Annotated in this window: 18 protein-coding genes; 11 read left to right on the top strand and 7 right to left on the bottom strand. The window is 73.6% G+C overall.

What is annotated here, in order from left to right; genetic code table 11:
- Positions 1-28: 28 nt before the first annotated feature.
- From AB0O11_RS28305 to gcvPA, 3 genes are read right to left on the bottom strand one after another with little or no spacing between them, the layout of a single operon-like run.
- Positions 29-1,204, bottom strand: a complete 1,176-nt coding sequence (locus tag AB0O11_RS28305) for an NAD(+)/NADH kinase (RefSeq protein WP_363392400.1) — start codon at positions 1,202-1,204, stop codon at positions 29-31.
- Complete coding sequence (gene gcvPB / locus AB0O11_RS28300; protein WP_363392398.1) at positions 1,201-2,799, bottom strand: aminomethyl-transferring glycine dehydrogenase subunit GcvPB; 1,599 nt, start codon at positions 2,797-2,799, stop codon at positions 1,201-1,203. Before gcvPB ends, AB0O11_RS28305 begins: the two co-directional genes overlap by 4 nt.
- Positions 2,796-4,154: an aminomethyl-transferring glycine dehydrogenase subunit GcvPA gene (gene gcvPA, locus AB0O11_RS28295; RefSeq protein ID WP_363392397.1), complete on the bottom strand. Its 1,359-nt coding sequence runs from the start codon at positions 4,152-4,154 to the stop codon at positions 2,796-2,798. The genes gcvPB and gcvPA overlap by 4 nt, the downstream gene beginning before the upstream one ends.
- 96 nt (positions 4,155-4,250) lie before the next feature.
- Between gcvPA and AB0O11_RS28290 the strand changes: the two genes are divergently transcribed.
- From AB0O11_RS28290 to AB0O11_RS28260, 7 genes are all read left to right on the top strand, one after another.
- On the top strand, positions 4,251-5,642 hold the full coding sequence (locus tag AB0O11_RS28290; protein WP_363392396.1) for a sugar ABC transporter substrate-binding protein: 1,392 nt from the start codon (positions 4,251-4,253) through the stop codon (positions 5,640-5,642).
- A gap of 11 nt (positions 5,643-5,653) precedes the next feature.
- Positions 5,654-6,586, top strand: a complete 933-nt coding sequence (locus AB0O11_RS28285; protein ID WP_363392394.1) for a sugar ABC transporter permease — start codon at positions 5,654-5,656, stop codon at positions 6,584-6,586.
- Positions 6,583-7,455: a carbohydrate ABC transporter permease gene (locus tag AB0O11_RS28280; protein ID WP_363392393.1), complete on the top strand. Its 873-nt coding sequence runs from the start codon at positions 6,583-6,585 to the stop codon at positions 7,453-7,455. The genes AB0O11_RS28285 and AB0O11_RS28280 overlap by 4 nt, the downstream gene beginning before the upstream one ends.
- 7 nt (positions 7,456-7,462) lie before the next feature.
- Positions 7,463-9,508 carry a beta-galactosidase gene (locus tag AB0O11_RS28275; protein ID WP_363392392.1) on the top strand — a complete coding sequence of 682 codons (2,046 nt, stop codon included), beginning with the start codon at positions 7,463-7,465 and terminating at the stop codon, positions 9,506-9,508.
- Positions 9,505-11,700, top strand: a complete 2,196-nt coding sequence (locus AB0O11_RS28270) for a trehalase family glycosidase (protein ID WP_363392390.1) — start codon at positions 9,505-9,507, stop codon at positions 11,698-11,700. Before AB0O11_RS28275 ends, AB0O11_RS28270 begins: the two co-directional genes overlap by 4 nt.
- 42 nt (positions 11,701-11,742) lie before the next feature.
- Complete coding sequence (locus AB0O11_RS28265) at positions 11,743-12,441, top strand: ribonuclease H (protein WP_363392388.1); 699 nt, start codon at positions 11,743-11,745, stop codon at positions 12,439-12,441.
- Positions 12,442-12,539: 98 nt separating this feature from the next.
- A complete protein-coding gene (locus AB0O11_RS28260; protein WP_363392387.1) occupies positions 12,540-13,238 on the top strand; it encodes a hypothetical protein in 699 nt (232 codons plus the stop codon).
- A 149-nt stretch (positions 13,239-13,387) separates the two neighbouring features.
- On the opposite strand, the gene AB0O11_RS28255 is transcribed toward AB0O11_RS28260, so the two are convergent.
- Both AB0O11_RS28255 and AB0O11_RS28250 read right to left on the bottom strand, forming a co-directional pair.
- Positions 13,388-14,695, bottom strand: coding sequence for a hypothetical protein (locus AB0O11_RS28255; RefSeq protein WP_363392385.1), 1,308 nt, complete (start codon positions 14,693-14,695; stop codon positions 13,388-13,390).
- Between the two features lie 125 nt (positions 14,696-14,820).
- Positions 14,821-15,075, bottom strand: a complete 255-nt coding sequence (locus AB0O11_RS28250) for a hypothetical protein (RefSeq protein WP_363392383.1) — start codon at positions 15,073-15,075, stop codon at positions 14,821-14,823.
- A 62-nt stretch (positions 15,076-15,137) separates the two neighbouring features.
- On the opposite strand from AB0O11_RS28250, the gene AB0O11_RS28245 reads away from it, so the two are divergent.
- Positions 15,138-15,878: a dienelactone hydrolase family protein gene (locus tag AB0O11_RS28245; protein ID WP_363392382.1), complete on the top strand. Its 741-nt coding sequence runs from the start codon at positions 15,138-15,140 to the stop codon at positions 15,876-15,878.
- Between the two features lie 243 nt (positions 15,879-16,121).
- Complete coding sequence (locus tag AB0O11_RS28240; RefSeq protein ID WP_363392380.1) at positions 16,122-16,751, top strand: hypothetical protein; 630 nt, start codon at positions 16,122-16,124, stop codon at positions 16,749-16,751.
- A 100-nt stretch (positions 16,752-16,851) separates the two neighbouring features.
- Here the strand turns inward: AB0O11_RS28240 and AB0O11_RS28235 are convergent, their stop codons facing one another.
- Both AB0O11_RS28235 and AB0O11_RS28230 read right to left on the bottom strand, forming a co-directional pair.
- Positions 16,852-17,421 carry a hypothetical protein gene (locus tag AB0O11_RS28235; protein WP_363392378.1) on the bottom strand — a complete coding sequence of 190 codons (570 nt, stop codon included), beginning with the start codon at positions 17,419-17,421 and terminating at the stop codon, positions 16,852-16,854.
- Positions 17,422-17,495: 74 nt separating this feature from the next.
- Positions 17,496-18,776, bottom strand: coding sequence for a GNAT family N-acetyltransferase (locus tag AB0O11_RS28230; protein ID WP_363392377.1), 1,281 nt, complete (start codon positions 18,774-18,776; stop codon positions 17,496-17,498).
- Between the two features lie 430 nt (positions 18,777-19,206).
- Between AB0O11_RS28230 and AB0O11_RS28225 the strand changes: the two genes are divergently transcribed.
- Both AB0O11_RS28225 and sph read left to right on the top strand, forming a co-directional pair.
- On the top strand, positions 19,207-20,508 hold the full coding sequence (locus AB0O11_RS28225) for a hypothetical protein (RefSeq protein ID WP_363392375.1): 1,302 nt from the start codon (positions 19,207-19,209) through the stop codon (positions 20,506-20,508).
- Positions 20,509-20,652: 144 nt separating this feature from the next.
- On the top strand, positions 20,653-21,630 hold the full coding sequence (gene sph / locus AB0O11_RS28220; protein ID WP_363392373.1) for a sphingomyelin phosphodiesterase: 978 nt from the start codon (positions 20,653-20,655) through the stop codon (positions 21,628-21,630).
- Positions 21,631-21,669: the final 39 nt, after the last annotated feature.

The following is a 21,669-nucleotide window of genomic DNA, read 5'->3' as shown; positions in this document are numbered from 1 at the left end:
GGGAGCTCCTCTGCAAGGGGTGGGAGGGTCAGGCCGACAGCCGGTAGACGGCGCCGCAGCGGCGGCCGGTGATCACCCGGACGTGTCCGGAGAGGGCGTCGTCCAGTTCGGGGTCGCCGGTGTCCAGCAGCAGCGGGCGGCCGGCCAGGGCGGCGAGTTTCGCCTCGGTGGCGAGCACCAGCAGCCGCTCCCGGCCGGCGGTGCGCAGCAGTTCGGGGGTGAGCTGCTGGTTGCCGCGGCCGAGCAGGAAGCCCTGGCCGCCGATCGGGGAGAGGGCGATGTAGGGGGCGGCGGGCAGGGTGCGCAGCTGGTCGGCCCGGGCGTCGTGGATCAGTACCCGGGCGGGGGTGGCGAGGCCGTCGGCGTGGCCGGGGCCGAGCGCGCCGGTGGGGCCGAGCCGCAGCAGGTCGACGCCGGTCAGGCTGGCGCCCGGCGCCCCGAGTGCGGTGGCCACCGCGTAGGTGGTGCTGCCGGGCCCGAGGAGCAGCAGGCCGCCGGGGCCGACCCGTTCGGCGACCTCGGCGGCGATGCCGGCCGGCGTCCCCGGGGCGGGTCCGGAGCTGCCGGTCTTGCGCTGCTGCACCCGGGCGGGTAGCACCGGGACGGTCAGCCGGCCGTACAGCCGGGCGGAGACCCGGCCGGCCCGCAGCGCGGCCTCGTCCCGGTCCACCACCTCGGCGGCCGTCAGCCGTACGCCCCGGCCGGCCGCCCAGGCGGCCGCGACCTCGGCGGCGGCCCGGGGGTGGAGGGCGAACACCGCGGAGTGCATCTTGACGCCGGCCGGGATGCCGAGCACCGGCAGGCGGGGCTCGGGCCCGAGCGCGTCGAGCACGTCGCGGGCGGTGCCGTCGCCGCCGCAGAACAGCAGCAGCCCGGCGCCGGCCGCGACCAGGGCGCGCACCGCCGCCCGGGTGTCGGCGGCGGTGGTGTCCGCCCCGGCGGGCCGGTGGACGACCCGAGCCGGCCGGCCGGCCACGCGGGCGGACTCGGCGCCCATCGGGCCGTCGGCGACGATCAGCTCAATGTCCGAGGGGAGTTGGCCGAGCGTCAGTGCGGCCCGGGCGACGGCCTGCGGGCGGGCCCCGAGCGCCAGGGCCCGCCGCTGGACCTCGGCGCCGTCGCTGCCCTTGAGGCCGACCCGGCCGCCGAGGCCGGCGACCGGGTTGACCACGAGCCCGATCCGGGCTCCCGGCGCGGACGTCACGGCTGCTCGCCCAGGACCTTGCGGCGGTAGGCGCGCCAGCTGACCGCCCAGACCGCCGGGTCGTCCAGCGGTTCGTGCCGGATCCGGTGCACGGTGGAGTTGTGCGGCGCGCTGCGGACGGTCTCCGGGTCCTCGTACGCCTCGCGGGCGACCTCGGCGAGGATCTCCGCGTACTCGTCCAGGTCGGCCCGGGAGTAGGACTCGGTGGGCTCCAGCGTCATCGGCTCGGGGACGACGTACGGGTGGTGGCTGGTCCAGTAGTGGGTGCCGAAGTCGGCGGCCCGGTAGCCGAGGTCCTCGCTGTGCAGGCCGGTGTCCTCGTTGAGCTGCTGCCAGCTGTAGCGGACCTGTTCGACCCGCGGGCGCCCCTCGGCGTACGGGACGCAGACGCCGCGGATCTGCTTCACCAGGTGCAGCAGGTAGTTGTTGTTGAGTACGGCGGTCTCGGCGGCCTCGCGCAGCCCCTCGGCGCCCAGCGCCGTGATCCAGGCGTAGGCGCGCACCAGGTTCGGCACGACGCCCAGGTACGGGCGGATCTTGCCGACCGAGTCGGGCCGGTCGTCGTCCAGGACGTACCGCTCGCCGTCGAACTCGACGGTGGGGCGCGGCAGGTAGGGCGCGAGCTCGGCGGTGACGCCGCAGGCGCCGGCCGCCGGGCCACCGCAGGCGTGCGGGGTGGAGAAGGTCTTGTGCAGGTTGAAGTGGCACAGGTCGAAGCCGGCCTCGCGGGCCCGGGTGATGCCGAGGATGCCGTTGGCGTTGGCCTGGTCGTAGGCGCACAGGCCGCCGGCCTCGTGGACGATCCGGACGAACTCGGCGATCCGGGGGTTGTAGATGCCGGTGTCCTCGGGGTTGGTGATGAGCAGCGCGGCGGTGCGCGGGCCGACGGCGGCGCGCAGCGCCTCGATGTCGGGGTAGCCGTCGGCGTCCGGGTGCAGGGTGATCACCCTGAAGCCGGCGGTCTTGGCGCAGGCGGCGTTGGAGGGGTGGGAGAAGGCGGTGGTGATGATCTCGTCGCGCTGCTCCAGCTCGCCGCGCGCGGCGTGGTGGGCACGGATCACCGAGACGTTGGTCCAGATCGCCGCCGAGCCCGCGCCGGGCTGGAGGCTGACCCGGTCCATGCCGGAGATCTCCTTGAGCAACTGCTCCAGTCGGTGGACGAGTTCGAGCACGCCCTGGACGGTCGAGGCGTCCTGCGCCGGGTGCAGGGAGGCGATCCGGGGGTCGCGGACGAAGGTGTCGTTGACCTTGGGGCTGTACTTCATGGTGCAGGTGCCCTGGCCGACGTCCACGTTGAGGTCGGCGCCGAGGTTCTCCTGGGAGAGCCGCAGGTAGTGCCGGAGCACCTGCTGCTGGCCGAGTTCGGGCAGGGCGGGCGGCGCGCTGCGGCGCAGCGCGGCGGGCAGCCGCTCGGCCGGGTCGCCGACGGCGGCGGTGACGGCGGGCTCGGGCAGCGGGGGCAGGACGCCGCGCTCGCCGGGGGAGCCCAGTTCGAAGACGAGCTTCTCGTCCCAGCGGGCCTGGTGGAAACGGCGCAGGGCGGGTTTGGGGGCGATCCTGGGGTCCACGGAGCCACTGGCCTGATGGTTCGTCACTTCACGATCTCCTCAAGTGCGTCGGCGAGGCGGTCGATGTCGGCCCGGGTGTGCAGCTCGGTCACGCAGTAGCGGCCCTCGTGGGTTCCGGCCGGGGTGCCGCCGTGCAGGCCGAGGGCGAGCAGCGCCTCGGCGATCTCGGCGGCGGTGCGTTCGCCGGTGTAGCGGACGGTGAAGTCGGCGAAGTGCACGGCCTCCGGGTCCGGCAGTTCCACGCCGGGGACGCGGTCGAGGCGCTGCCGGGCGTAGGCGGTGTTGGCGAGGATCGTCCCGCCGATCTCGCGCATGCCGTGCGGGCCCATCAGTGCGAGGTAGACCCCGGCGGCGATGCCGTGCAGGGCGGCGGCGGTACCGACCCACTCCTTGCCCTCCTCACGCAGGGCGAAGGAGGTGCGCTCGTACGCGACGTCGCCGAAGCCGTACTCGCCGGGGACGTCGGTGGGGGCGAGGCCGAACAGCCGGCTCGGGTACTCGGAGACCAGGCGTTCGTCGTCCGGGCTGCCGATGAAGCCCGCGTTGCCGCCGCCGAAGCTGGGGTGGATGCCGAGCGGCTGGAGGTCTCCGCAGGTGAGGTCGGCGCCGAGTTCGGCGGGCGGGGTGAGCACGCCGAGGCTGATCGGGTTGACGTGGACGACCGCCAACGCTCCCGACCGGTGGGCGAGTTCGATGTACTGCGGCAGCTCCTGGTCCACCCGGCCGCAGTGGTCGGTGAGTTGGGCGTAGACGGCGGCCGCGTCGCCCTCGGCCAGCGCGGCCCGGACGGCGGCGGGATCGGCCGGGACGGGCACGAGCTCGTGGACGCCCCGGACGTAGTCGCGGATCCGGGAGAGCCGGTCCGGGTCGATCGCGCCGACGAGGACCAGCCGACGCCGCCCGGTGGCCCGTCCGGCCATCCGCAGTGCGGTCGCGGCGGCCTGGAACCCGTCGTACGTCGGGACGTTGACGACCTCGACGGCCAGCAGCTCGGCCATCAGCGACTGGTACTCCCACAGCGCCTGGAAGCGGCCGTGGTCCTCGTACGGCTCGCCCGCGTAGGCGGTGAGGAACTCGCTGCGGTTGACGATCTCGTCGACCACGGCGGGCACGTGGTGGCGGTAGCAGCCGGCGCCGAGGAAGCTGCGGCCCGGCGGTACGACGGTGTTGCGGGAGAGCAGCTCCTCCATGTGTGCGACCAGCCGGGCCTCGGAGCCGAGCGGTTCGGGCAGCCGCAGCGGGCGGTCCAGCCGGAGGGCGGCGGGGATGTCGGCGTAGAACTCCTCGACGTCCTGGGCGCCGACCGCCGCCAGCATCGCTCTCCTCACCTCCGGCGCGGAGTTGGGGATGTACGGGTGGGTTCGGGGGACGCGTGTGCTCATCGGGGCACCTTCCGCGATTTCAGTCACAAGCCTTGACGGGGTTGTGAATGCTGAGTTCTGTATACAGCATTCGGCATTCACCAGTCGGGAGGCAAGATGTCCGCAGAAACCCGGCACAGAAAACATCCCCAACTCGCCCGCGACCAGGGCGGATTCTCGCCGGGGCCGTCCCGCCGCCGCGTCCTGTCGGCCGGACTCGCAGGCGGCGCAATGCTGTTGGCCGGCGCCACCGGCTGTGCGACCGGCGGTGCCGGTGGCCCCAGCGCCAAGCAGCTCACCGGCAGCCCGGGCGCCGCCCTCGCCGGGAAGGTCACCATCTGGTCCTGGGACGTCGCCGCCAAGGCCATGCAGCGGCTCGGCAAGGTCTTCGAACAGGCCCACCCCGGCACCACCGTCGAGGTGGTGGACATCGGCTACGACAACGCCTACGACAAGATCGCCGTCGGGCTCGGCGCCGGCAGCGGACTGCCCGACATCCTCACCGTCGAGGGCCACAAACTGCCCACCTACATCGGCAACTTCCCGAACGCCCTGGTCGACCTCACCAGCCGCGCCGCGAACCTCAAGTCCCAGTACGCGCAATCCTCCTGGCGCACCGTGACGGACGCCAAAGGGCGGGTCCACGCCCTGCCCTGGGACAGTGGTCCGTGCGCCCTGTTCTACCGGCGCGACCTGTTCCAGCAGGCCGGCATCGACCCGGCCGGCCTCCACACCTGGGACGACTACGTCACCGCCGGCACCACCCTCAAGGCCGCCACCGGCAAGAAGCTGCTCATCCTGGACGCCAAACAGGACAGCCTCTTCGCCATGCTGCTCCAGCAGCAGGGCCAGCGCTGGTTCACCGACGGCATGGTGGCCGTCGCCACCCCCGCCGCCGAACGCGCGCTCACCCTGCTGAAGCAGCTCGTCGACCGCGACCTGGTGGACTTCGAGAACGGCTGGGACGGACTCGTCTCCGGCACCCACGACGGCAAGGCCGCCACCACCCCCACCGCCGCCTGGTGGGACGGCACCCTCACCGCCGAAATGGCCGACCTCAGCGGCAAGTTCGGCGTCGTCCCGCTGCCCGCCTTCACCCCCGGCGGCGTCCGCACCTCCAACACCGGCGGCTCCACCCTGTGCGTCACCGCGCAGAGCGGGAACCCGGAGACGGCCTGGGCCTTCCTCTCCTTCCTGCTCGCCGACAAGGCCAACCAGGCCTCGATGATGCAGCACGAGGGCCTCTTCCCCGCCTACCTCCCCGCCCTGGACGACCCGTACTTCCAGCAGCCCGCCCCCTACTACGGCGGCCAGCCGACCATGCAGATGTTCGCCGGGCTCACCCGTGACATCCCCACCGTCGAGCTCACCGCGGACGACTCCAAGGCCGGCGACATCGTCACCACCGCCGTCAACCAGGTCCTGCACAACGGCGCCGACCCGGGCACCGTGCTGCGCTCCGCCGCCCGCCAGATCGCCACCGCGACCGGCCGCCAGACGGTCGCGTAGGGGCGGGCCCGATGACCAGCAGCCTCCCGGCCGCCCTGCGCAAAGCGGCGGCCCCGAGCCAGGCCGCCCCCGCCCGCCGCCGGCGCTCCCCACGCACAGCCGCCTGGCTGTTCGCCGGGCCCACCACCGTCCTCTTCGTCGCCTTCTTCGCCTACCCGCTCGGCGCCAGCCTCTACCAGAGCTTCACCGCCCGCCGCGACGGCGCCGACGTCTGGGTCGGCCTGGACCAGTACCGGCGGATGTTCGACGACCCCGCCTTCCTGCACTCCCTCGTCAACACCGGCATGATCCTCGCCGTCCAGGTACCCGTGATGATCGGCCTCGCCCTGGTGCTGGCCGTCCTGCTCAACCAGTCCTGGCTGCGGTTCCGATCCGGCTGGCGGGCGGTGTTCTTCCTGCCCGCGATCACCACCCTGGTCGCCTACGCCGTGGTCTTCCAGGTCCTGCTGCGCACCGACGGCGGCCTCGCCAACCAGTTCCTCCACGCCCTCGGCTTCGGCCCGGTCGACTGGCTCAACTCGCCCACCTGGGCCAGGATCTCGCTGATCGGCTCGGTCACCTGGCGATGGACCGGCTACAACGCGGTGATCCTGCTGGCCGGACTCCACGCGATCGGCCGCGACCAGTACGAGGCCGCCGCCCTCGACGGCGCCGGCACCGTGCGCACCTACACCAGCGTGATCCTGCCGCAGCTGCGCCCGGTGGTGCTGTTCTGCGTCATCACCTCCACCATCGGAACCCTGCAACTCTTCGACGAGAACTACGTGCTGACCCGCGGCGGTCCCGGCGACGCCACGCTCACCCCGGTGGTCTACCTCTACAAGGTCGGCTTCCAGCAGCTCGACTTCGGCTACGCGGCCGCCATCGCCTGGGTGGTCGTGCTGATCATCGCGGCGGTCTCACTGCTCCAGTTCCGGCTCTACGGAAGGGAACGCCGCCGATGAGCAGCACCACGCCGAGAAGCCGGCCCGCCCGGCTCGGCCGCACCCCGCTGCCCGCCCGGCTCGGCCGCCTCGCCGTCCTCGCCGTCCTCACCCTCGGCGCCGTGCTCAGCCTGGTGCCCTTCGCCTGGATGCTGATCGCCAGCACCCACAGCAGCTCCGAACTGTTCCACTCCCCACCGCCGTTCCTGCCCGGCGGCAACCTGCTGCGCAACCTGGTGCACCTCCAGGAGACCATCGGCTTCGGCCGGGTGCTGCTCAACAGCCTCGGGATCGCCGTCGTCTACACCGTGCTGAGCGCGCTGCTGTCCGCGATGTGCGGCTACGGGCTGGCCAAGTACCGCTTCCGCGGCCGCGGGCTGCTGCTCGGCCTGGTGCTGGCGACCATGATGATCCCCCTTCAGGTGCTGCTGGTCCCGCTGTTCCAGATGATGGCCAGCCTCGGCTGGATCGACAGCTACCAGGCCGTGATCGTGCCGTTCCTGGCCAACTCCTTCGGCATCCTGCTGATGCGCCAGGGCTTCCTGGACTTCCCCGACGAGCTGCTGGAGTCGTCCCGGATCGACGGCGCCGGCGAGCTGCGCACCTTCTACCAGGTCGTGCTGCCGTGCGTGCGGCCGCAGCTGGGCGCGCTGGTGATCTTCACCTTCATGGGCCAGTGGAACAGCTTCATCTGGCCGCTGCTGATGCTCAACAGCGAGGACAGGTACACCGTGCCGGTCGCGCTGAACACACTGACCGGGCTGACCCACGTCGACTACTCCGGCCTGATGCTCGGCTCCTTCCTGGCCACGCTCCCGCTGATGGTGCTCTTCCTGGTCTTCCAGCGGCAGTTCGTGGCCGGCCTGCTGGGCGGGGCCCTGAAAGGATGACCCCCGAATGACCCCCCGTAGGAACCACCTCACCCGGGTGCCCGGCCTGCTGTACGGCGGGGACTGGAACCCCGAGCAGTGGCCCGAGCAGGTGTGGGCCGAGGACGTGAAGCTGATGGCCGAGGCCGGGGTCAACCTGGTCACCGTCGGCGTCTTCTCCTGGGCGCGGCTCCAACCGGACGCCGACAGCTGGGACTTCGGCTGGCTGGACCGCCTGCTCGACCTCGTGCACCGACACGGCATCGCCGTCGACCTGGCCACCGCTACCGCCTCCCCGCCCGCCTGGCTGGTCCGCGCCCACCCCGAGCTGCTGCCGGTCACCGCCGACGGGGTACGGCTGGAGTTCGGCTCACGCCAGCACTACTGCCCCTCCTCGCCCGCCTACCGGCAGGCCGCCGTCCGGCTCACCCGGGTGCTCGCCCTGCGCTACCGCCACCACCCCGCGCTCGCCCTGTGGCACATCCACAACGAGTACGGCGACCACGTCCAGGAGTGCTTCTGCCCCGCGTCGGCCGCCGACTTCCGCTGCTGGCTGCGCGAACGGCACGGCACCATCGAGGAGTTGAACCGCTCCTGGGGCACCTCCTTCTGGTCCCAGCACTACAACTCGTTCGAGCAGATCGAGCCGCCGCGCACCGCGCCCGGCCCGGTCAACCCGACGCAGCTGCTGGACTGGCGCCGGTTCTGCTCGGACGCCCTGCTCGCCCTGCACCGCGCCGAGAAGGCCGTCCTGGACGAGGTCTCGCCCGGCGTCCCGGTCACCACCAACTTCATGTCGATGCTCAAGGCGCTGGACTACTGGGAGTGGAGCCGGCACGAGGACTTCGTCTCCGACGACGCCTACCCCGACCCGGCCGACCCGCGCGCCCACGTCAACGCCGCGATGAACTACGACCTGATGCGCTCGCTCAAGGGCGGCCGCCCCTGGCTGCTGATGGAACAGGCCCCCTCCGCGGTCAGCTGGCGGCCGGTCAACGTGCCCAAACGCCCCGGCCTCTACCGCCTCTGGTCGCTCCAGGCGCTGGCCCGCGGCGCCGACGGCGTGCTGCACTTCCAGTGGCGCGCCTCGGTGGCCGGAGCCGAGAAGTTCCACAGCGCGATGCTCCCGCACCGGGGCACCGCCTCGCGGGGCTGGCAGGAGACCGTCCGCTTCGGCGCCGAACTGCGCCGGCTCGGCGAGATCGCGGGCAGCCGGCTGCGCGGGCGGGCCGCCGTCCTGCTCGACTGGGACAGCTGGTGGGCGCTGGAACTGGACGACCACCCCTCCGCCCGGATGCGCTGGCTCGACCTGCTCCGCCCCTGGTACGCGGCGCTGTACGAGCGCGGCGTCACCGTCGACTTCGTCCCGCCCACCGCCGAACTCGACGGCTACCCGCTGCTGCTCGCCCCCAACCTCTACCTGCTCGACACGGCCACCGCCGACCGGCTCACGGCCTACGTTCGGGACGGCGGCCGGCTGGTCTGCGGCCCGTTCAGCGGCATCACCGACCGCCACGACCACGTCCACTCCGGCGGCCACCCCGGCCCGCTGCGCGAGCTGCTCGGGATCGTGGTGGACGAGCACTGGCCGATCCCGGACGGCGCGGCCACCGTCGTGCGGCTGGACGGCGCGGAGCTGCACACCGAGCTGCACGCCGAGCGCTGGAGCGAATGGATCGAGACCGAGGCCGCCGAGACCGTCGCCCACTACGACTCCGGCGCGCTGGCCGGCCTCCCGGCCGTCACCCGCAACCGCCTGGGCGCCGGCAGCGCCTGGTACCTCAGCTGCCACCTCGGCGCCGGTCCCGGCCCGGTGCTCGACCTGGCACTCGCCGAGGCCGGGGCGGGCGCCGAACTGCCGGACCTCCCGGCGGGCGTCGAGGCCACCCGCCGGCACGCCGCCGACGGCACCGGCTACCTCTTCCTGCTCAACCACGGCCCGGACGAACTGCGAGTCCCGCTCCCCGCATCCGGCACCGACCTGCTCACCGGCACCGAGGCCGCCGGAGCCGTCACCCTCGCGCCGCTCGGCGCCGCCGTCATCCGTCTCCCCGCCGCCCAGGAGCGCCCGTGAACCCGCTGACCCGCCGCCACCTCCTGGCCGGCTCCGCCGCCCTCGCCGCGGCCGGCACCCTCGCAGGCGCCTGCGCCGCCCACGCGGACACCCCCGTCGCGGACACCCGGCCGGAGGACCGCTACGGCGACGTCCTCGACCTGCACGGCGCCCCCGCCCAGGCCTACCCGGGCGACGCACGCGGCAACAACCCGATCAACGTCTTCGCCGACCTCGGCGCCTGGCACGCCTACGCCCTGCCCCGCCCGACCGACCGGCCCGGCGGCTTCACCGGCCCGCTGTACCTCGCCCAGGAATACCCCTGGTGGCTCAGCGACGGCCTGAACCGCCTCCAGCTCACCGAACAGGGCCGCCCCCTGGACCTCACCGCCGGGGCACCCGCGCGCAGCAGCTCGCTGCCCGGCCTGCTGCGGCTGGCCCACGACCTCGGCGGCGGCCTCGCCCTCACCCTGGAACTGCGCTTCGCCGGGAACCGCACCGCCCTGCTCAGGGCCCGGCTGGCCAACACCGGCCCGGCCGTCCGGACCCTGGCCGTCGCCTGGGCCGGCCGGCTGCTGCGCCCCGCCACCGGCCCGCAGCGCGACGCGCCGAAGCTGGTCGCCGCCGAACGCGGCCCGGAGGTGCGCTTCGCCAAGGTCCGGCAGACCTGGGACTACCTCACCGACGGCACCGAGCGCTTCGCCGTCCGCCACGCGCGGCCCGTCCGGGTCGTCCTGAGCGCCGACGGCGACGGCCACCGCACCGAACTCGCCGAGCCGGTACGGCTGGCACCGGGGGAGACCCGCAGCCTGGACTGGACCGAGAGCTACACCTTCACCGAGGCCGAGTACACCCGGGCCGCCGCCGAGTCCGACGCCGCGCTGCGCACCCCGGAGCGGGTCGCGGCGGAGGGCACCGCCCGGTGGCACGGGTACCTCACCCGGGCCACCGAGGGCGTCCCGGCCGCCCGGCGCCGCACGGCCGCCAAGTGCGTGCAGACCCTGGTCACCAACTGGCGCAGCCCGGCCGGGCGGATCCTGCACGACGCCGTCACCCCCACGCTGTCCTACAAGTGGTTCAGCGGGGTCTGGGCCTGGGACACCTGGAAGCAGGCCGTCGGCACCGCCGCCTTCGCGCCCGGCCTGGCCGCCGACCAGATCCGGGCGGTGTTCGACCACCAGACTCCGTTCGACCACCGGACAGGGGCCGGCTCCACCGACCGCCCGCAGGACGCCGGCATGGTCCCCGACTGCGTCTTCTACAACGACCCGGGCACCGGCGGCGGGAACTGGAATGAGCGCAACTCCAAGCCCCCGCTGGCCTCCTGGGCGGTCTGGGAGGTCTACCGGCGCAGCGGCGACCGGGCCTTCCTGCGGGAGATGCTGCCCAGGCTGACCGCCTACCAGGACTGGTGGTACCGCACCCGGGACCACCTCGGCGAGGGCCTGTGCGAGTACGGCGCCACCGTGGACCCGGCCAACGCCACCGTCGAGGACTGCCGGGAGGCGGCGGCCTGGGAGTCCGGGATGGACAACGCCCCGCGCTTCGACGCCGCGACCGTGGTCCCCAACCGGGACGTGAACGGGACGCTGCTCGGCTGGTCGCTCGACCAGCGCTCGGTCGACCTCAACGCCTACCTGGCCGCCGACCACCGCCACCTGGCGCTGATCGCCGCCGAACTGGGCGACCGGCCCGCCGCCGAACGGCTTCGCGCCCGCGCCGACCGGATCGACGCCGCCGTGCGCGACACCATGTACGACCCGGCCACCGGCTGGTTCCACGACACCGACCTGGCCACCGGCGCCCGGCTCACCGCCCGCGGCCGTGGCATCGAGGGCGCGATCCCGCTCTGGTCCGGTACCGCCACCGCGGCCCAGGCCCGTGCCGTTCGCCGGCTGCTGCTCGACCCGGCCGAGTTCGGCACCGCCATGCCGTTCCCGACCGTGGCCCGCAGCTCGCCGTCCTTCGACCCGGCCGGCTACTGGCGGGGTCTGGCCTGGCTCGACCAGACCTACTTCGCTGTCGAGGGCCTGCGCCGCTACGGCTGGGAGCAGGACGCCCGGCGGACGGTCGAGCGGCTGCTGGCCACCGCCGCCGGGCTGGCCGGGGACGGCCCGGTGCGGGAGAACTACGACCCGTTGACGGGGGAGGGACGCAACGCGACCAACTTCAGCTGGTCGGCGGCGCTGCTGCTGCCGTTGCTGCGCAGCTGAGCGACTTTGGCTCCGGGCCGCCCGACCAGGCATGATCGGGGCATGGTCGAACGAGTCATTGCAGCGTGTGACGGAGCAGCCAAGGGCAACCCCGGTCCGGCGGGCTGGGCCTACGTGGTCGCGGACGCCGACGGGGTGCCCCAGCGCTGGCAGGCCGGCGCGCTCGGGCACAGCACCAACAACGTGGGCGAGCTGACGGCGCTGCGGCAGCTGCTGGCCGCGACGGACCCGGCGGTGCCGCTGGAGGTGCGGCTGGACAGCACCTACACCCGCGACTCGGTGACCAAGTGGCTGAAGGGCTGGAAGCGCAACGGCTGGAAGACGGCGGCCGGCAAGCCGGTCGCCAACCAGGAGCTGATCCAGGCGATCGACGCCCTGCTGGAGGGCCGGGACGTCACCTTCGTGTACGTGCCGGCCCACCAGGTGGACGGCGACCCGCTGAACGCCATCGCCGACAAGGCGGCCAGCGACGCCGCCCGAACCCAGCAGGACGCCTCCGGCACCGCCGCCGACCTGCCGGTCCCCGAGCCGGCCGCCGCCACGAAGGCCCCCAAGGCGCGCACCACCCGGCCCGCCGGCACCGGAACCGGCGGCGCCGCCAAGCGGAGCGGTGGCTCGCGCACCCTGAACGCCCGCTTCCCCGGTACCTGTCCGTGCAGCCGCCCGTACGCCAAGGGGGACAAGATCACCAAGGTCGGCAGCTCCTGGGGCCACCCGGAGTGCGCCGCCGCCCACGCCTGACGACGGGTACGTCCGGGTTACGTTCAGGTACGCCGACGCCGCCGGTTGAGTATCCGTACTCACGCGGCGGCCCGGCCCGGCGGCGGACGATGGCGATCATGAGGAATCGCGCAACGAAGGACGGGCCGGGCCGCCGCACGGCCCTGCGGGTGACGGCGGTGGCCGGGACCGCAGGGGCGCTGGCGCTCGGTGCGGTCGGGTACACGGCGTACGAAGCCGCGGCACAGGCGTGGACGGGCAAGCCGTACCCGGTGGCGGATCCGGCCGCCGTCGCGAAGCACCTGGACGCCCGGACGCAGACCGTCTACGACGCCCTCGCGCTGCAGCCGGAGGCGACGCCGGCCGGCGTGCGCGACCCGGACGACGGGATCACGGCCCGGATCTACGGCGTCTGCTCCGCCCGGGGCCTCTCCCACCTGCTGGAGAGCATGAACGACACCGGCGCCGACCAGCCCCGCACGGCGGTCATCCGCGCCCAGTTCACCCTCGCCGGGGTCGCACGGCCCCAGTGGGAGGAGGCGCTGGGACGGGCCCGGCAGACCCTGGCCGCCCAGGGTTGGACCGTCATCTCCTCCGACGAGTCCGCCCCGGTCCCCGGCCTGACGCTGAAGCCGCCGGCCACCGGCCCGGGCTCCCTCGCCGAGACCGCCTTCCTGCGCTTCGACCCCGTGGGCCACACCCTCGCGGTCGCCGCGACCACCGAGTGCGCCCGCTACCCCGACGACACGCCGGTGGACTCGGAGGGCAGGCCGGCCGACCTGCCGACCGCCACGGCGCCGACGCCGCCGCGCGGTTGAGCACCCGGGCGCGCACGGTACCCGGGCGCGTCGCGCACCCGACCGGGAACGCGCGACCGGCCGACCGCTCGCGTGCGGTCGGCCGGTCAGCGGTGCCGGCCGGCCCGGGCGCCGGCTGGGCCCGGGTGAGGATCAGGCCCGGATGAGCGTCAGGCCCGGGGCGGGGTGCCCTCCTGGGCGATCTCCTTGATGTCCTCGAAGGTCAGACCGGCCCGGTTGAAGGCGCGCGCCTCGGTGTCCGTGATGCCGAGCCCGGCCAGTTCCTTGAGCTGGGCGTCGGTCAGCGGCGGGGCGGGCGGGAGGTCGCCCATGTCCTCGGGGTCGAAGCCGCCGCCCGCGGCGCCCGAGGCGGCCAGGCCGAGCACCGCGTCCATCAGCTGCTCGTCGGTCAACTTGACCGCGTCGGAGGGCGCCTGGACGTTCGGGGCCGTCTGGTTGAAGGCGAGCTTCACCGGGAAGTTGACGCCCGGCTCCACCTTGTCGGCCAGCTGGGCGAGGTCGAAGGTGGCGGAGGAGAAGTCGCCGTTCTTCAGGTAGAGGTCGACACCGATCCGGCGGTCCGGCACGTCGCTCGGGGCCTGGTCCGGGAACTCCCCGAACTGCTTCGGGAACTTGGCGGACAGCGGCTTGACGGCCTTGTACATCTCGTCCACCAGCTGCCGGGCCGGGGCGCTGATCCAGAGGTGCTCGGTGCCGTCCTTCTTGCCCTTGTCCTCGTACGTGACGGTGCGGCCGAGCACGTCCTTGATCGAGTTGAGCAGCTGGCTGCCGAGCTCGGGGTCGACGGTGGGCGCGGCGCTCGGGGCGGCCTTCTTGCCGTCGGACTCCTTGGCCTGGTCCGCGAGCGACTGGAGGTCGATGGAGACCCACTTGCCGGCCAGCACGTCCCCGACCGGCTTCAGCTCCTCGGGCAGCTCCTTGCGGAGCTCGTCCACCGAGGACGGGTCCTCGCCGACGAGCTTCACCAGGCCCTTGGCATCGGCGTGCAGGTACCCCGTGCCGTCGACCTGACGGTACTCCAGCAGCGCGGTGCCGCTGCGGTCGGAGAGCAGGTAGGAGATGCGCACCGACTTGTCGAGCGTCAGGTCGGTGTTCTTGCCGTCCTTGCCGTTCTTGCCGGCGTTCTTGAAGGCCTCGACCTCCTTGAGCGGCTTGTCGGCGGAGATCGCGACCGAGACGGAGAGGCCGGAGATCGCCTTGGCGGTCTTCTCGTCCATGTCGCGGTCGCCGCTCCGGGCGGAGCCGACCAGGCCCTTGCCGCCCTTGTGCTCGCTGCTGTTGGCGAACGCGGCGACCTGCTCGGGGGTGGCGGCGATGGAGAGGGTGAAGCCGGCGGACTTGCCGTCACCGACCTTGTCGAAGGCCTTCGACACCTTCTGCGCGGCGGACAGTTGCTGGACGGTGCCGCAGGCGGTGAGGCCGGTGGCGAGCACGGAGGCGGTGACGGCGACGGGCATCGCCCCACGGGCGGCCTTGCGGATGGCGGTGTTGATGGTACGACTCCTGTTTGATCGGGCCCGCTCGGTGGAGCGGACCGTTCCCTCCCCTGCGACGCACAACGCCACAGTGCCTGCACATGTGATCACACTATCGGCAAGGGTTCACCTGAGTATTTGGCCGAGTCTTTAATCACATCGACCAAAACCATGACCAAAAGCCGCAAATCTTTTCGGGCAGGCCACGCCTGACGGCCGTCCGGGGCCGGGCAAGCCCCGCCGGGCATGTGCTGCAACCCGGCCACGCGTACGGCGACGAGTTCGAGTTCGGGCTCGACCTGATCCTCGACGGGCTGGAACGGGCCGCCGCCCGACCGGCACAGTGTGAGGGCCCGCGCCACCTCCTCTGCCGACGGCGAAGGCCGGCCCGACCGGGGCCCGGCCGGTACTACTGTGCCGTCCCATGACGACGATCACGACACGCACGGTCGAGTACCCGGCCGACGGACTGACAATGATCGGGCACCTCGCGCTGCCCGCCGGTGCCGCCCGTCGGCCCGCGGTGCTGATCGGCCCCGAGGGGCCGGGCCTGAACGACTTCCAGCGCCGCCGAGCCGACGCCCTCGCCGAACTGGGCTACGTGGCCCTGGCCTTCGACCTCCACGGTGGACGCTGGTTCACCGACCCGCAGGAGATGCTGGCCCGTTGCATGCCGCTGCTCGCCGACCCCGACCGGATGCGGGGCATCGGCCGTGCGGCACTCGACGTGCTGCGCGCCGAACCCCGGACCGACCCCGACCGGATCGCCGCCATCGGCTACGGCACAGGGGGCGCGATCGCGCTGGAACTCGGACGCGCCGGCGTCGACCTGCGGGCGATCGGGACGGTCAACGCGCTCACCACGGGCCGACCGGGTGAGGCAGCGTGCATCCGCTGCCCCGTGTGGGCCGGGGTCGGGTCGGAGGACCCGATCATGCCCGCCGCGCAACGGGACGCCTTCGCCGCCGAGATGCAGGCCGCAGGCGTCGACTGGCGCCTCGTGGTCTACGGCGGAGCCCAGCACGCCTTCCACCACCCGCCGGTCGGCCACACCGTCCTCCCCGGCGTCGGCCACCACCCGCTGCACGCCGAGCGGGCCTGGCGCGACATCCTCTCCCTGCTCGCCGAGTGCCTGCCCGTTGCGGAGGGGCCAGGGCCTCGCTGACGACCGTCCTCGACACCGGAGCGCCCCTGGTGAACCGGCACATCCTCACCGCCGGCTCCTGCCAGGAGCTCGGCGGGGTCGAAGGAGCGCTGGTGGGCACGGGCGGACGCATCGGAACGTGAGCAGCGGGATCTCGCCCGGTGAACTCGGTGGCCTTCAGCCCGGACGGAAGGAGCCCGGCCACCGGCGGTACCCGTCAGGCCTGCCCGTGACCGTCGACGCGTCCCGCACGGCCGCTACCCGGTGGTCGCCCTCGACGGGGCCAAGCACCGGGTGGACTCGATCGCCTCCAACATGGGCCATCTGCTCGGCACCGGGCTGCTGGACGCCGAGGAGAGCGAACTGGTGGCCCGTCGGCTCACCGCCCCCGGCATGGCCGGCGGCTTCGGCCTGCGCACCCTGGACGCGGCCTCGGCCGGCTTCAACCCGCTCGGCTACCACACCGGTTCGGTCTGGCCGCACGACGGCGCCATCGCCGTCCACGGCCTCGCCCGGGCCGGGCTGCACGAGGCGGCCTCGCCGCTGGCCGCAGGACTGGTGCGCGCTGCCGCGGCCTTCGACCACCGGCTGCCCGAGCTGTTCGGCGGCCACCCGCGCGAGCACTACGCCCGGCCCGTCCCGTACCCGGCGTCCTGTCGGCCGCAGGCCTGGGCCGCCGCCTCCGCCGTCGCGGTCCTCCTGTCCGTGCTCGGCCTGGAGGCGGATGCGCCGGGCCGCCGGCTGAAGGTCCGGGCACGGGTGCCGGCCGGGTACGAGTCGCTGCGGATCGACGGGCTGACCGTGGCCGGGCTGCCGATCGGGGTGACGACCGATCACACCGGCAGGGTTCAGCTGCGGGCGCCGGAGGGATTCACCGTCACCGTGGTCGACTGACCGGCGGCCGACCGGTGACCGTGCGTCAGCCGGGCCGGACGCACGTCGGCCCCGGCTCCCACCGGGAGCCGGGGCCGACCTCGCGCAGCGGCGGCCGGCGCTACCGCATCACGTAGACGACGACGAAGATCGCGGGAAGCGCGACGAGGCCGAGCACCATCCCGACCGCCGTGGGCGTCAGCCGGTCCCGGAAGTGCTTCTGCGGCCGGACGCGCTGAGTGGGGGGCGTGCTGTGCTCCCACCAGTTGACGACCCGGCGGTAGTCCGTGTCGAAGCTCTCGCTGGGGTACATCGTGCTGCTGCCCAGGCCCGGCAGCGAGCGGCGGCGGCCGTCGGCGAGGTGGATCCGGGCCGAACGCGTGCTCGTGCCGTTGCCCTTGACCTCCCGGACGTCCACCCAGCGCACCTCCTCCCAGGCGTAGGTGCGGCCGCTGCCGACACCCCAGCAGAGGGTGATCCCGTCGGCGCCGACCCGGCTCCAGGACCGGAGGACCAGAGCCCAGGCCGGCACGGCGACCAGGAGGATCCCGGCGAGCACCAGGACCGTCACGAGTGCGCCGAACTTGACGTAGCAGAAGACGGATTCGGCCGTGAGGGCGAGCAGCGGCACGGCGAATGTGGACCAGGAAGGGCGGAACAGGTCTTTCCCCCGGAAGATCAGTTCGTTCACACGGTGCACCCTACGCCCTGCCGGGCCCCACCGGGGGTTTCCGGGATCCCCGTGGGGCCTCGGGGCGGGGCGACTCACGGCAGGTAGTACGTCAGCAGGTCGGCCGTCAGGGGCGGGAACAGCGCCCGGTACGGCCCGTCCTCCCCGCGGACGTACGCGTCCGGCCGCAGGCGGCTCAACCCCTCGATCCCGTACGGGCCGAACAGCAGCGCCGCCAGCTGGTCCGGTGCCACGCTCACGCCGCCGTCCGAGCCGGGGCGCTGCATCGTGCCGCCCGTGACCACCTCGCCCAGCCCCTGCGCACCGACCGGGATGCGGTAGTGCGCGCGGTAGGTGGAGAGCAGCAGTTCGCGGCCGGCGAGGTCCAGTCCGGCGGCGGTGAGGCGCTGTCGGAACAGCGGGCGCAGCCGGTCGAGCAGCGCGGCCGGATCGGGGATGCGGACGTAGTACTGCTCCGCCCCGGGGCGCGGCGTGTGGTCCAGCAGCTCGTGCCAGACGGTGGCCGGCAGGGTGCCGGGGCGGTGCACCACGTGGAGCTGCGCCTCGGGCGCCAACGCGGCGACGCCGGCGAGCAGTTCGTGTGCCGCGCGCTCGTCGGTGGCGGCCGCCTCGGCGAGGTGGAACTCGCCGTCGTCCACCGGGGTGGTGCGTGCCACGGCCACCACCTCGCCGGCGCGCTCGACCACCCGCAGCGTGGTCGCGTCGTGCGCCAGCAGCCAGCGCCAGCGGGCGGGGGAGTGGCCCATCGCGAGGTCGAAGCCGCGTTGCGCCTGGTCCTGGAGCACGGCCAGGGCGGGCAGGTCCGAGGCCCGGGCGGTGCGCAGCGCGGGCATGCCCTCGGTGGGCGGGGTGCCGCGCACCGGCCGTGAGACCGGGATGTCGATCGCGTACTCGTAGCCGAACAGCCGGTAGAAGTACGGGATTCCGATCATCACCTGGACCACGTGTCCGCGGGCGGCGGAGCGCGCGTGCGCCCACTGCATCAGCGCCCGGACCAGGCCGCGGCCCTCGAACTCCGCGTCGGTGGCGACCAGTTCGACCTGTCCGGCGGGCAGTCGGACACCGCCGAGGCGCAGCTCCTCGTCCAGCAGGGTGGCCGTGGAGACCACCCGGTCGCCGTCGACCACCACCGCGCAGGCCGACCAGCTGGCCTCCGGGTCCTCGACCACCAGGCGGTGGTCCAGCGCGTCCTCCGGGGCGCCGCGCTCGGCGAGCAGCGCGCCGATCTGCTCCAGGTCGGCCGGACCGGACTCGCGCAGGAGCAGGCCGCCGGGCAGGGACACGGGCAGTGGCAGGGGCGGGGACACGGCCAGGGGTGGGCCGTCGGGCCGGGCAAAGGCTTCGTCAACGGTCATTCCCGGACCTTCGCACCGGTGACCGCCCGTGTCCAACGGGTTTTGCCGACCCGGCAAGGCGGGTCGGGGACGCCCGGTGCGAAGCGGCGCCGGTGTCGTGCCCCACCGGCTCGGGGCAGGGCGCCTCGCGGCCCCGGGCCGATCCGGGACCGCGAGGAGCCCGGGGCTCAGACCGTGCTGGCGATCCAGCCGTTCAGCGTGGATGTAGCCGGTTCGTGGTGCCTGTTCCGCTCCCCTGGCCTCCCGCCCGCTTGCCGGAGCGGGCGACGCGTTCCGGGAGCCGGCGAGTCGGGTCGTGCGGGAGGTGCGCCCCTGCCGTGTGCGAGAGTTGGCGGAATCGTGTCCATCGCGGGGTGGCGGGGTTGACCGTGGCCACGACGGGACGGTTGGCTCGGCCGGAGCGAAGGGGAGCGAAAGGGGAGGGGAGCCCATGAGGACGACGACGGTACGGGTGGTCTGCGCCCTGGCGGCCACGCTGCTGGTGGGCGCCGGGGCACCGGCGGCGCACGCCCGGACCACACCCGCATCCGCACCCGTGTTCACACCCGCGTTCGCGCCCGCGCCCGTGGTGCCGGGCGGCGACCCGGTGCGGGTGAACGTGAGCCCCGACGGCGCGCCCGCCGACGACTGGTCCGAGCCGCTCGGGCTGAGCGCCGACGGCCGGTACGCCCTGTTCACCTCGCTGGCCTCGAACCTGGTGCCCGGCGACACCAACCGCCTCTACGACGTCTTCGTCCGCGACCTGTGGACGCGGTGGACCGAGCGGGTCAGCCTCGCCGACGACAGCACCCAGCTGGACGGCTCCAGCAGCCAGGCGGCGATCAGCGCGGACGGCCGGTACGTCGCCTTCACCAGCGACGCCGCCAACGCCGTCCCCGGGCACGGCAGCGGGCGCACCGACGTCTACGTCCGCGACCGCGGCACCGGCCGCACCGAGCTGGTCACCGCCGGCACCGGCGCCGGAAACTCCGTCAGCCCCGCGATCAGCGCCGACGGCCGGTACGTCGCGTACTCCTCGGACCGCGCCGACCTCGCCCCCGGGGCGCAGGCCGGCACCGCCAACATCTACCTGACCGACCGCCGGACCGGCACCACCCGACTGGTCACCACCGGGCAGGGCGGCGCCCCCGCCGACGGCGGTTCGGTGGAGCCCTCGCTCAGCGCCGACGGCCGGACCGTCGCCTTCCGCTCGAAGGCGGCCAACCTCCTGGCCCCGGCAGCGAGGGCCCTGAAGCCGCCGCCCGCCCGGCAGCTGTTCCCGCTCTACGTCTACGACGCCGGCACCGGCCGGATCGAGGGCGCGAGCGTCGACCCGAGCGGTGCCCTGCGCGACGCGGCGCGCCAGGCGCGGCTGAGCCCCGACGGGCGGTACGCGCTGTTCCGGGTGTTCGAGCCCGTCCCGGACGGCTCCCGGGTCGCGCTCTACGCCCGCGACCTGCGCACGGGCGCGGTCACCGAGGTGGCCGGCAACGGCACCCACCCGGGCGTGATGACGGCGGACGACCGCTGGGTGTACTTCGCCTCGGACGACGGCAGCCTGCTGCCCGGCGGCACCGGCGGGGTCCCGGCCGTGCTCCGGCGCGACCTGGGGACCGGCCGGATCGAGCGGGTCACCGACGGTGCGGGCCCGTCCTTCGTGCCCGCCGTGGACGCGCTCGGCACCACCCTGCTGTACGGGGTCCTGGACGGCACCCGCGCCGACGTCCTGGTGCGCCGCCTGCCCGCCTCCTGACCGGCAGTCAGGCGCGCGCCGACGGTGTTACCGGCGAGTTCACCCATTGCTCGTCCGTTGTCTTGCGCGGCGTGTCGAGGGCCGAGTTGGATACACAACATCCCTCGACCCGACGGGTCCACGACATCGCCCCACGGAGCCCCGATGCCCCTGTCGTCCGTCCGCCGCGCCCTCGCCGCCGGCGCCGCCGCCACCGTCCTCGCCGTGCTCGGCGCCGCCCCGGCCTCGGCCGAGGGCGCCCCGGCGACCGCACCCCCGCTCGACGTGCTGACGTACAACACGTTCCTGATGAGCACCTCGCTCTACCCCAACTGGGGCCAGCAGTACCGGGCCCAGGCCATCGCCTCGGCGGACTTCTTCCGGGGCCACGACGTGGTCGTGCTGGAGGAGGCCTTCGACAACGCGGCCTCCGACGCGCTGACCGCCAAGGCCTCGGCCGCCTACCCGTACCACACGCCGGTGGTCGGCCGTTCCACCAGCGGCTGGGACGCCACCTCCGGCAGTTACAGCGGCGCCACCCCCGAGGACGGCGGTGTCACCCTGCTCAGCAAGTGGCCGATCCTGCGCAAGGAGCAGTACGTCTACAAGGACGCCTGCGGCTCGGACTGGTTCTCCAACAAGGGCTTCGTCTACGCGGTGCTGGACGTCGACGGCCGCCGCACCCACGTGGTCGGCACCCACCTCCAGTCCACCGACTCGGGCTGTGCGAGCGGCCAGGCGGCGGACATCCGGGCGAAGCAGCTCACCGCGATGCGCTCCTTCCTGGACACCAAGCGGATCCCGGCCGACGAGCCGATCGTCATCGCCGGAGACCTCAACATCGACTCGCACGGCTCCGAGTACCAGGCGCTGCTGACCAACGGCAACCTCGCCCCGGCCTCCGCCCGCACCGGCTGGCCGTACTCCTTCGACACCGTGGACAACTCCATCGCCGCCTACCGCTACCCGGGCGAGCCCAAGGAGGACCTCGACTACGTCCTCTACCGGGCCGACCACGCCCGCCCGCAGCAGTACACCAACCAGGTGGTCCGGGTGCACAGCGCGCCCTGGACGGTGAGCAGTTGGGGCAAGAGCTACACCTACACCGACCTCTCCGACCACTACCCGCTGGTCGCGCACTGACGGCCCGGAACCTCCTGGGGTGTGGGATGCGTCACCCGT

It is taken from the genome of Kitasatospora sp. NPDC093102 (assembly GCF_040683915.1).
Taxonomy (GTDB): Bacteria; Actinomycetota; Actinomycetes; order Streptomycetales; family Streptomycetaceae; genus Kitasatospora.
The sequence above is the reverse complement of the archived record's forward strand: the minus strand, read 5'-3'. Positions and strand labels throughout refer to the sequence as shown.

Coding starts and splice junctions, on each gene's coding strand:
- AB0O11_RS28265 (WP_363392388.1), top strand. CDS start 11,743: ATGGTCGAACGAGTCATTGCAGCGTGTGACGGAGCAGCCAAGGGCAAC.
- AB0O11_RS28225 (WP_363392375.1), top strand. CDS start 19,207: ATGAGGACGACGACGGTACGGGTGGTCTGCGCCCTGGCGGCCACGCTG.
- AB0O11_RS28285 (WP_363392394.1), top strand. CDS start 5,654: ATGACCAGCAGCCTCCCGGCCGCCCTGCGCAAAGCGGCGGCCCCGAGC.
- gcvPA (WP_363392397.1), bottom strand. CDS start 4,154: ATGAGCACACGCGTCCCCCGAACCCACCCGTACATCCCCAACTCCGCG.
- AB0O11_RS28230 (WP_363392377.1), bottom strand. CDS start 18,776: ATGACCGTTGACGAAGCCTTTGCCCGGCCCGACGGCCCACCCCTGGCC.
- AB0O11_RS28255 (WP_363392385.1), bottom strand. CDS start 14,695: ATGCCCGTCGCCGTCACCGCCTCCGTGCTCGCCACCGGCCTCACCGCC.
- AB0O11_RS28260 (WP_363392387.1), top strand. CDS start 12,540: ATGAGGAATCGCGCAACGAAGGACGGGCCGGGCCGCCGCACGGCCCTG.
- AB0O11_RS28280 (WP_363392393.1), top strand. CDS start 6,583: ATGAGCAGCACCACGCCGAGAAGCCGGCCCGCCCGGCTCGGCCGCACC.
- AB0O11_RS28290 (WP_363392396.1), top strand. CDS start 4,251: ATGTCCGCAGAAACCCGGCACAGAAAACATCCCCAACTCGCCCGCGAC.
- AB0O11_RS28275 (WP_363392392.1), top strand. CDS start 7,463: ATGACCCCCCGTAGGAACCACCTCACCCGGGTGCCCGGCCTGCTGTAC.
- sph (WP_363392373.1), top strand. CDS start 20,653: ATGCCCCTGTCGTCCGTCCGCCGCGCCCTCGCCGCCGGCGCCGCCGCC.
- AB0O11_RS28245 (WP_363392382.1), top strand. CDS start 15,138: ATGACGACGATCACGACACGCACGGTCGAGTACCCGGCCGACGGACTG.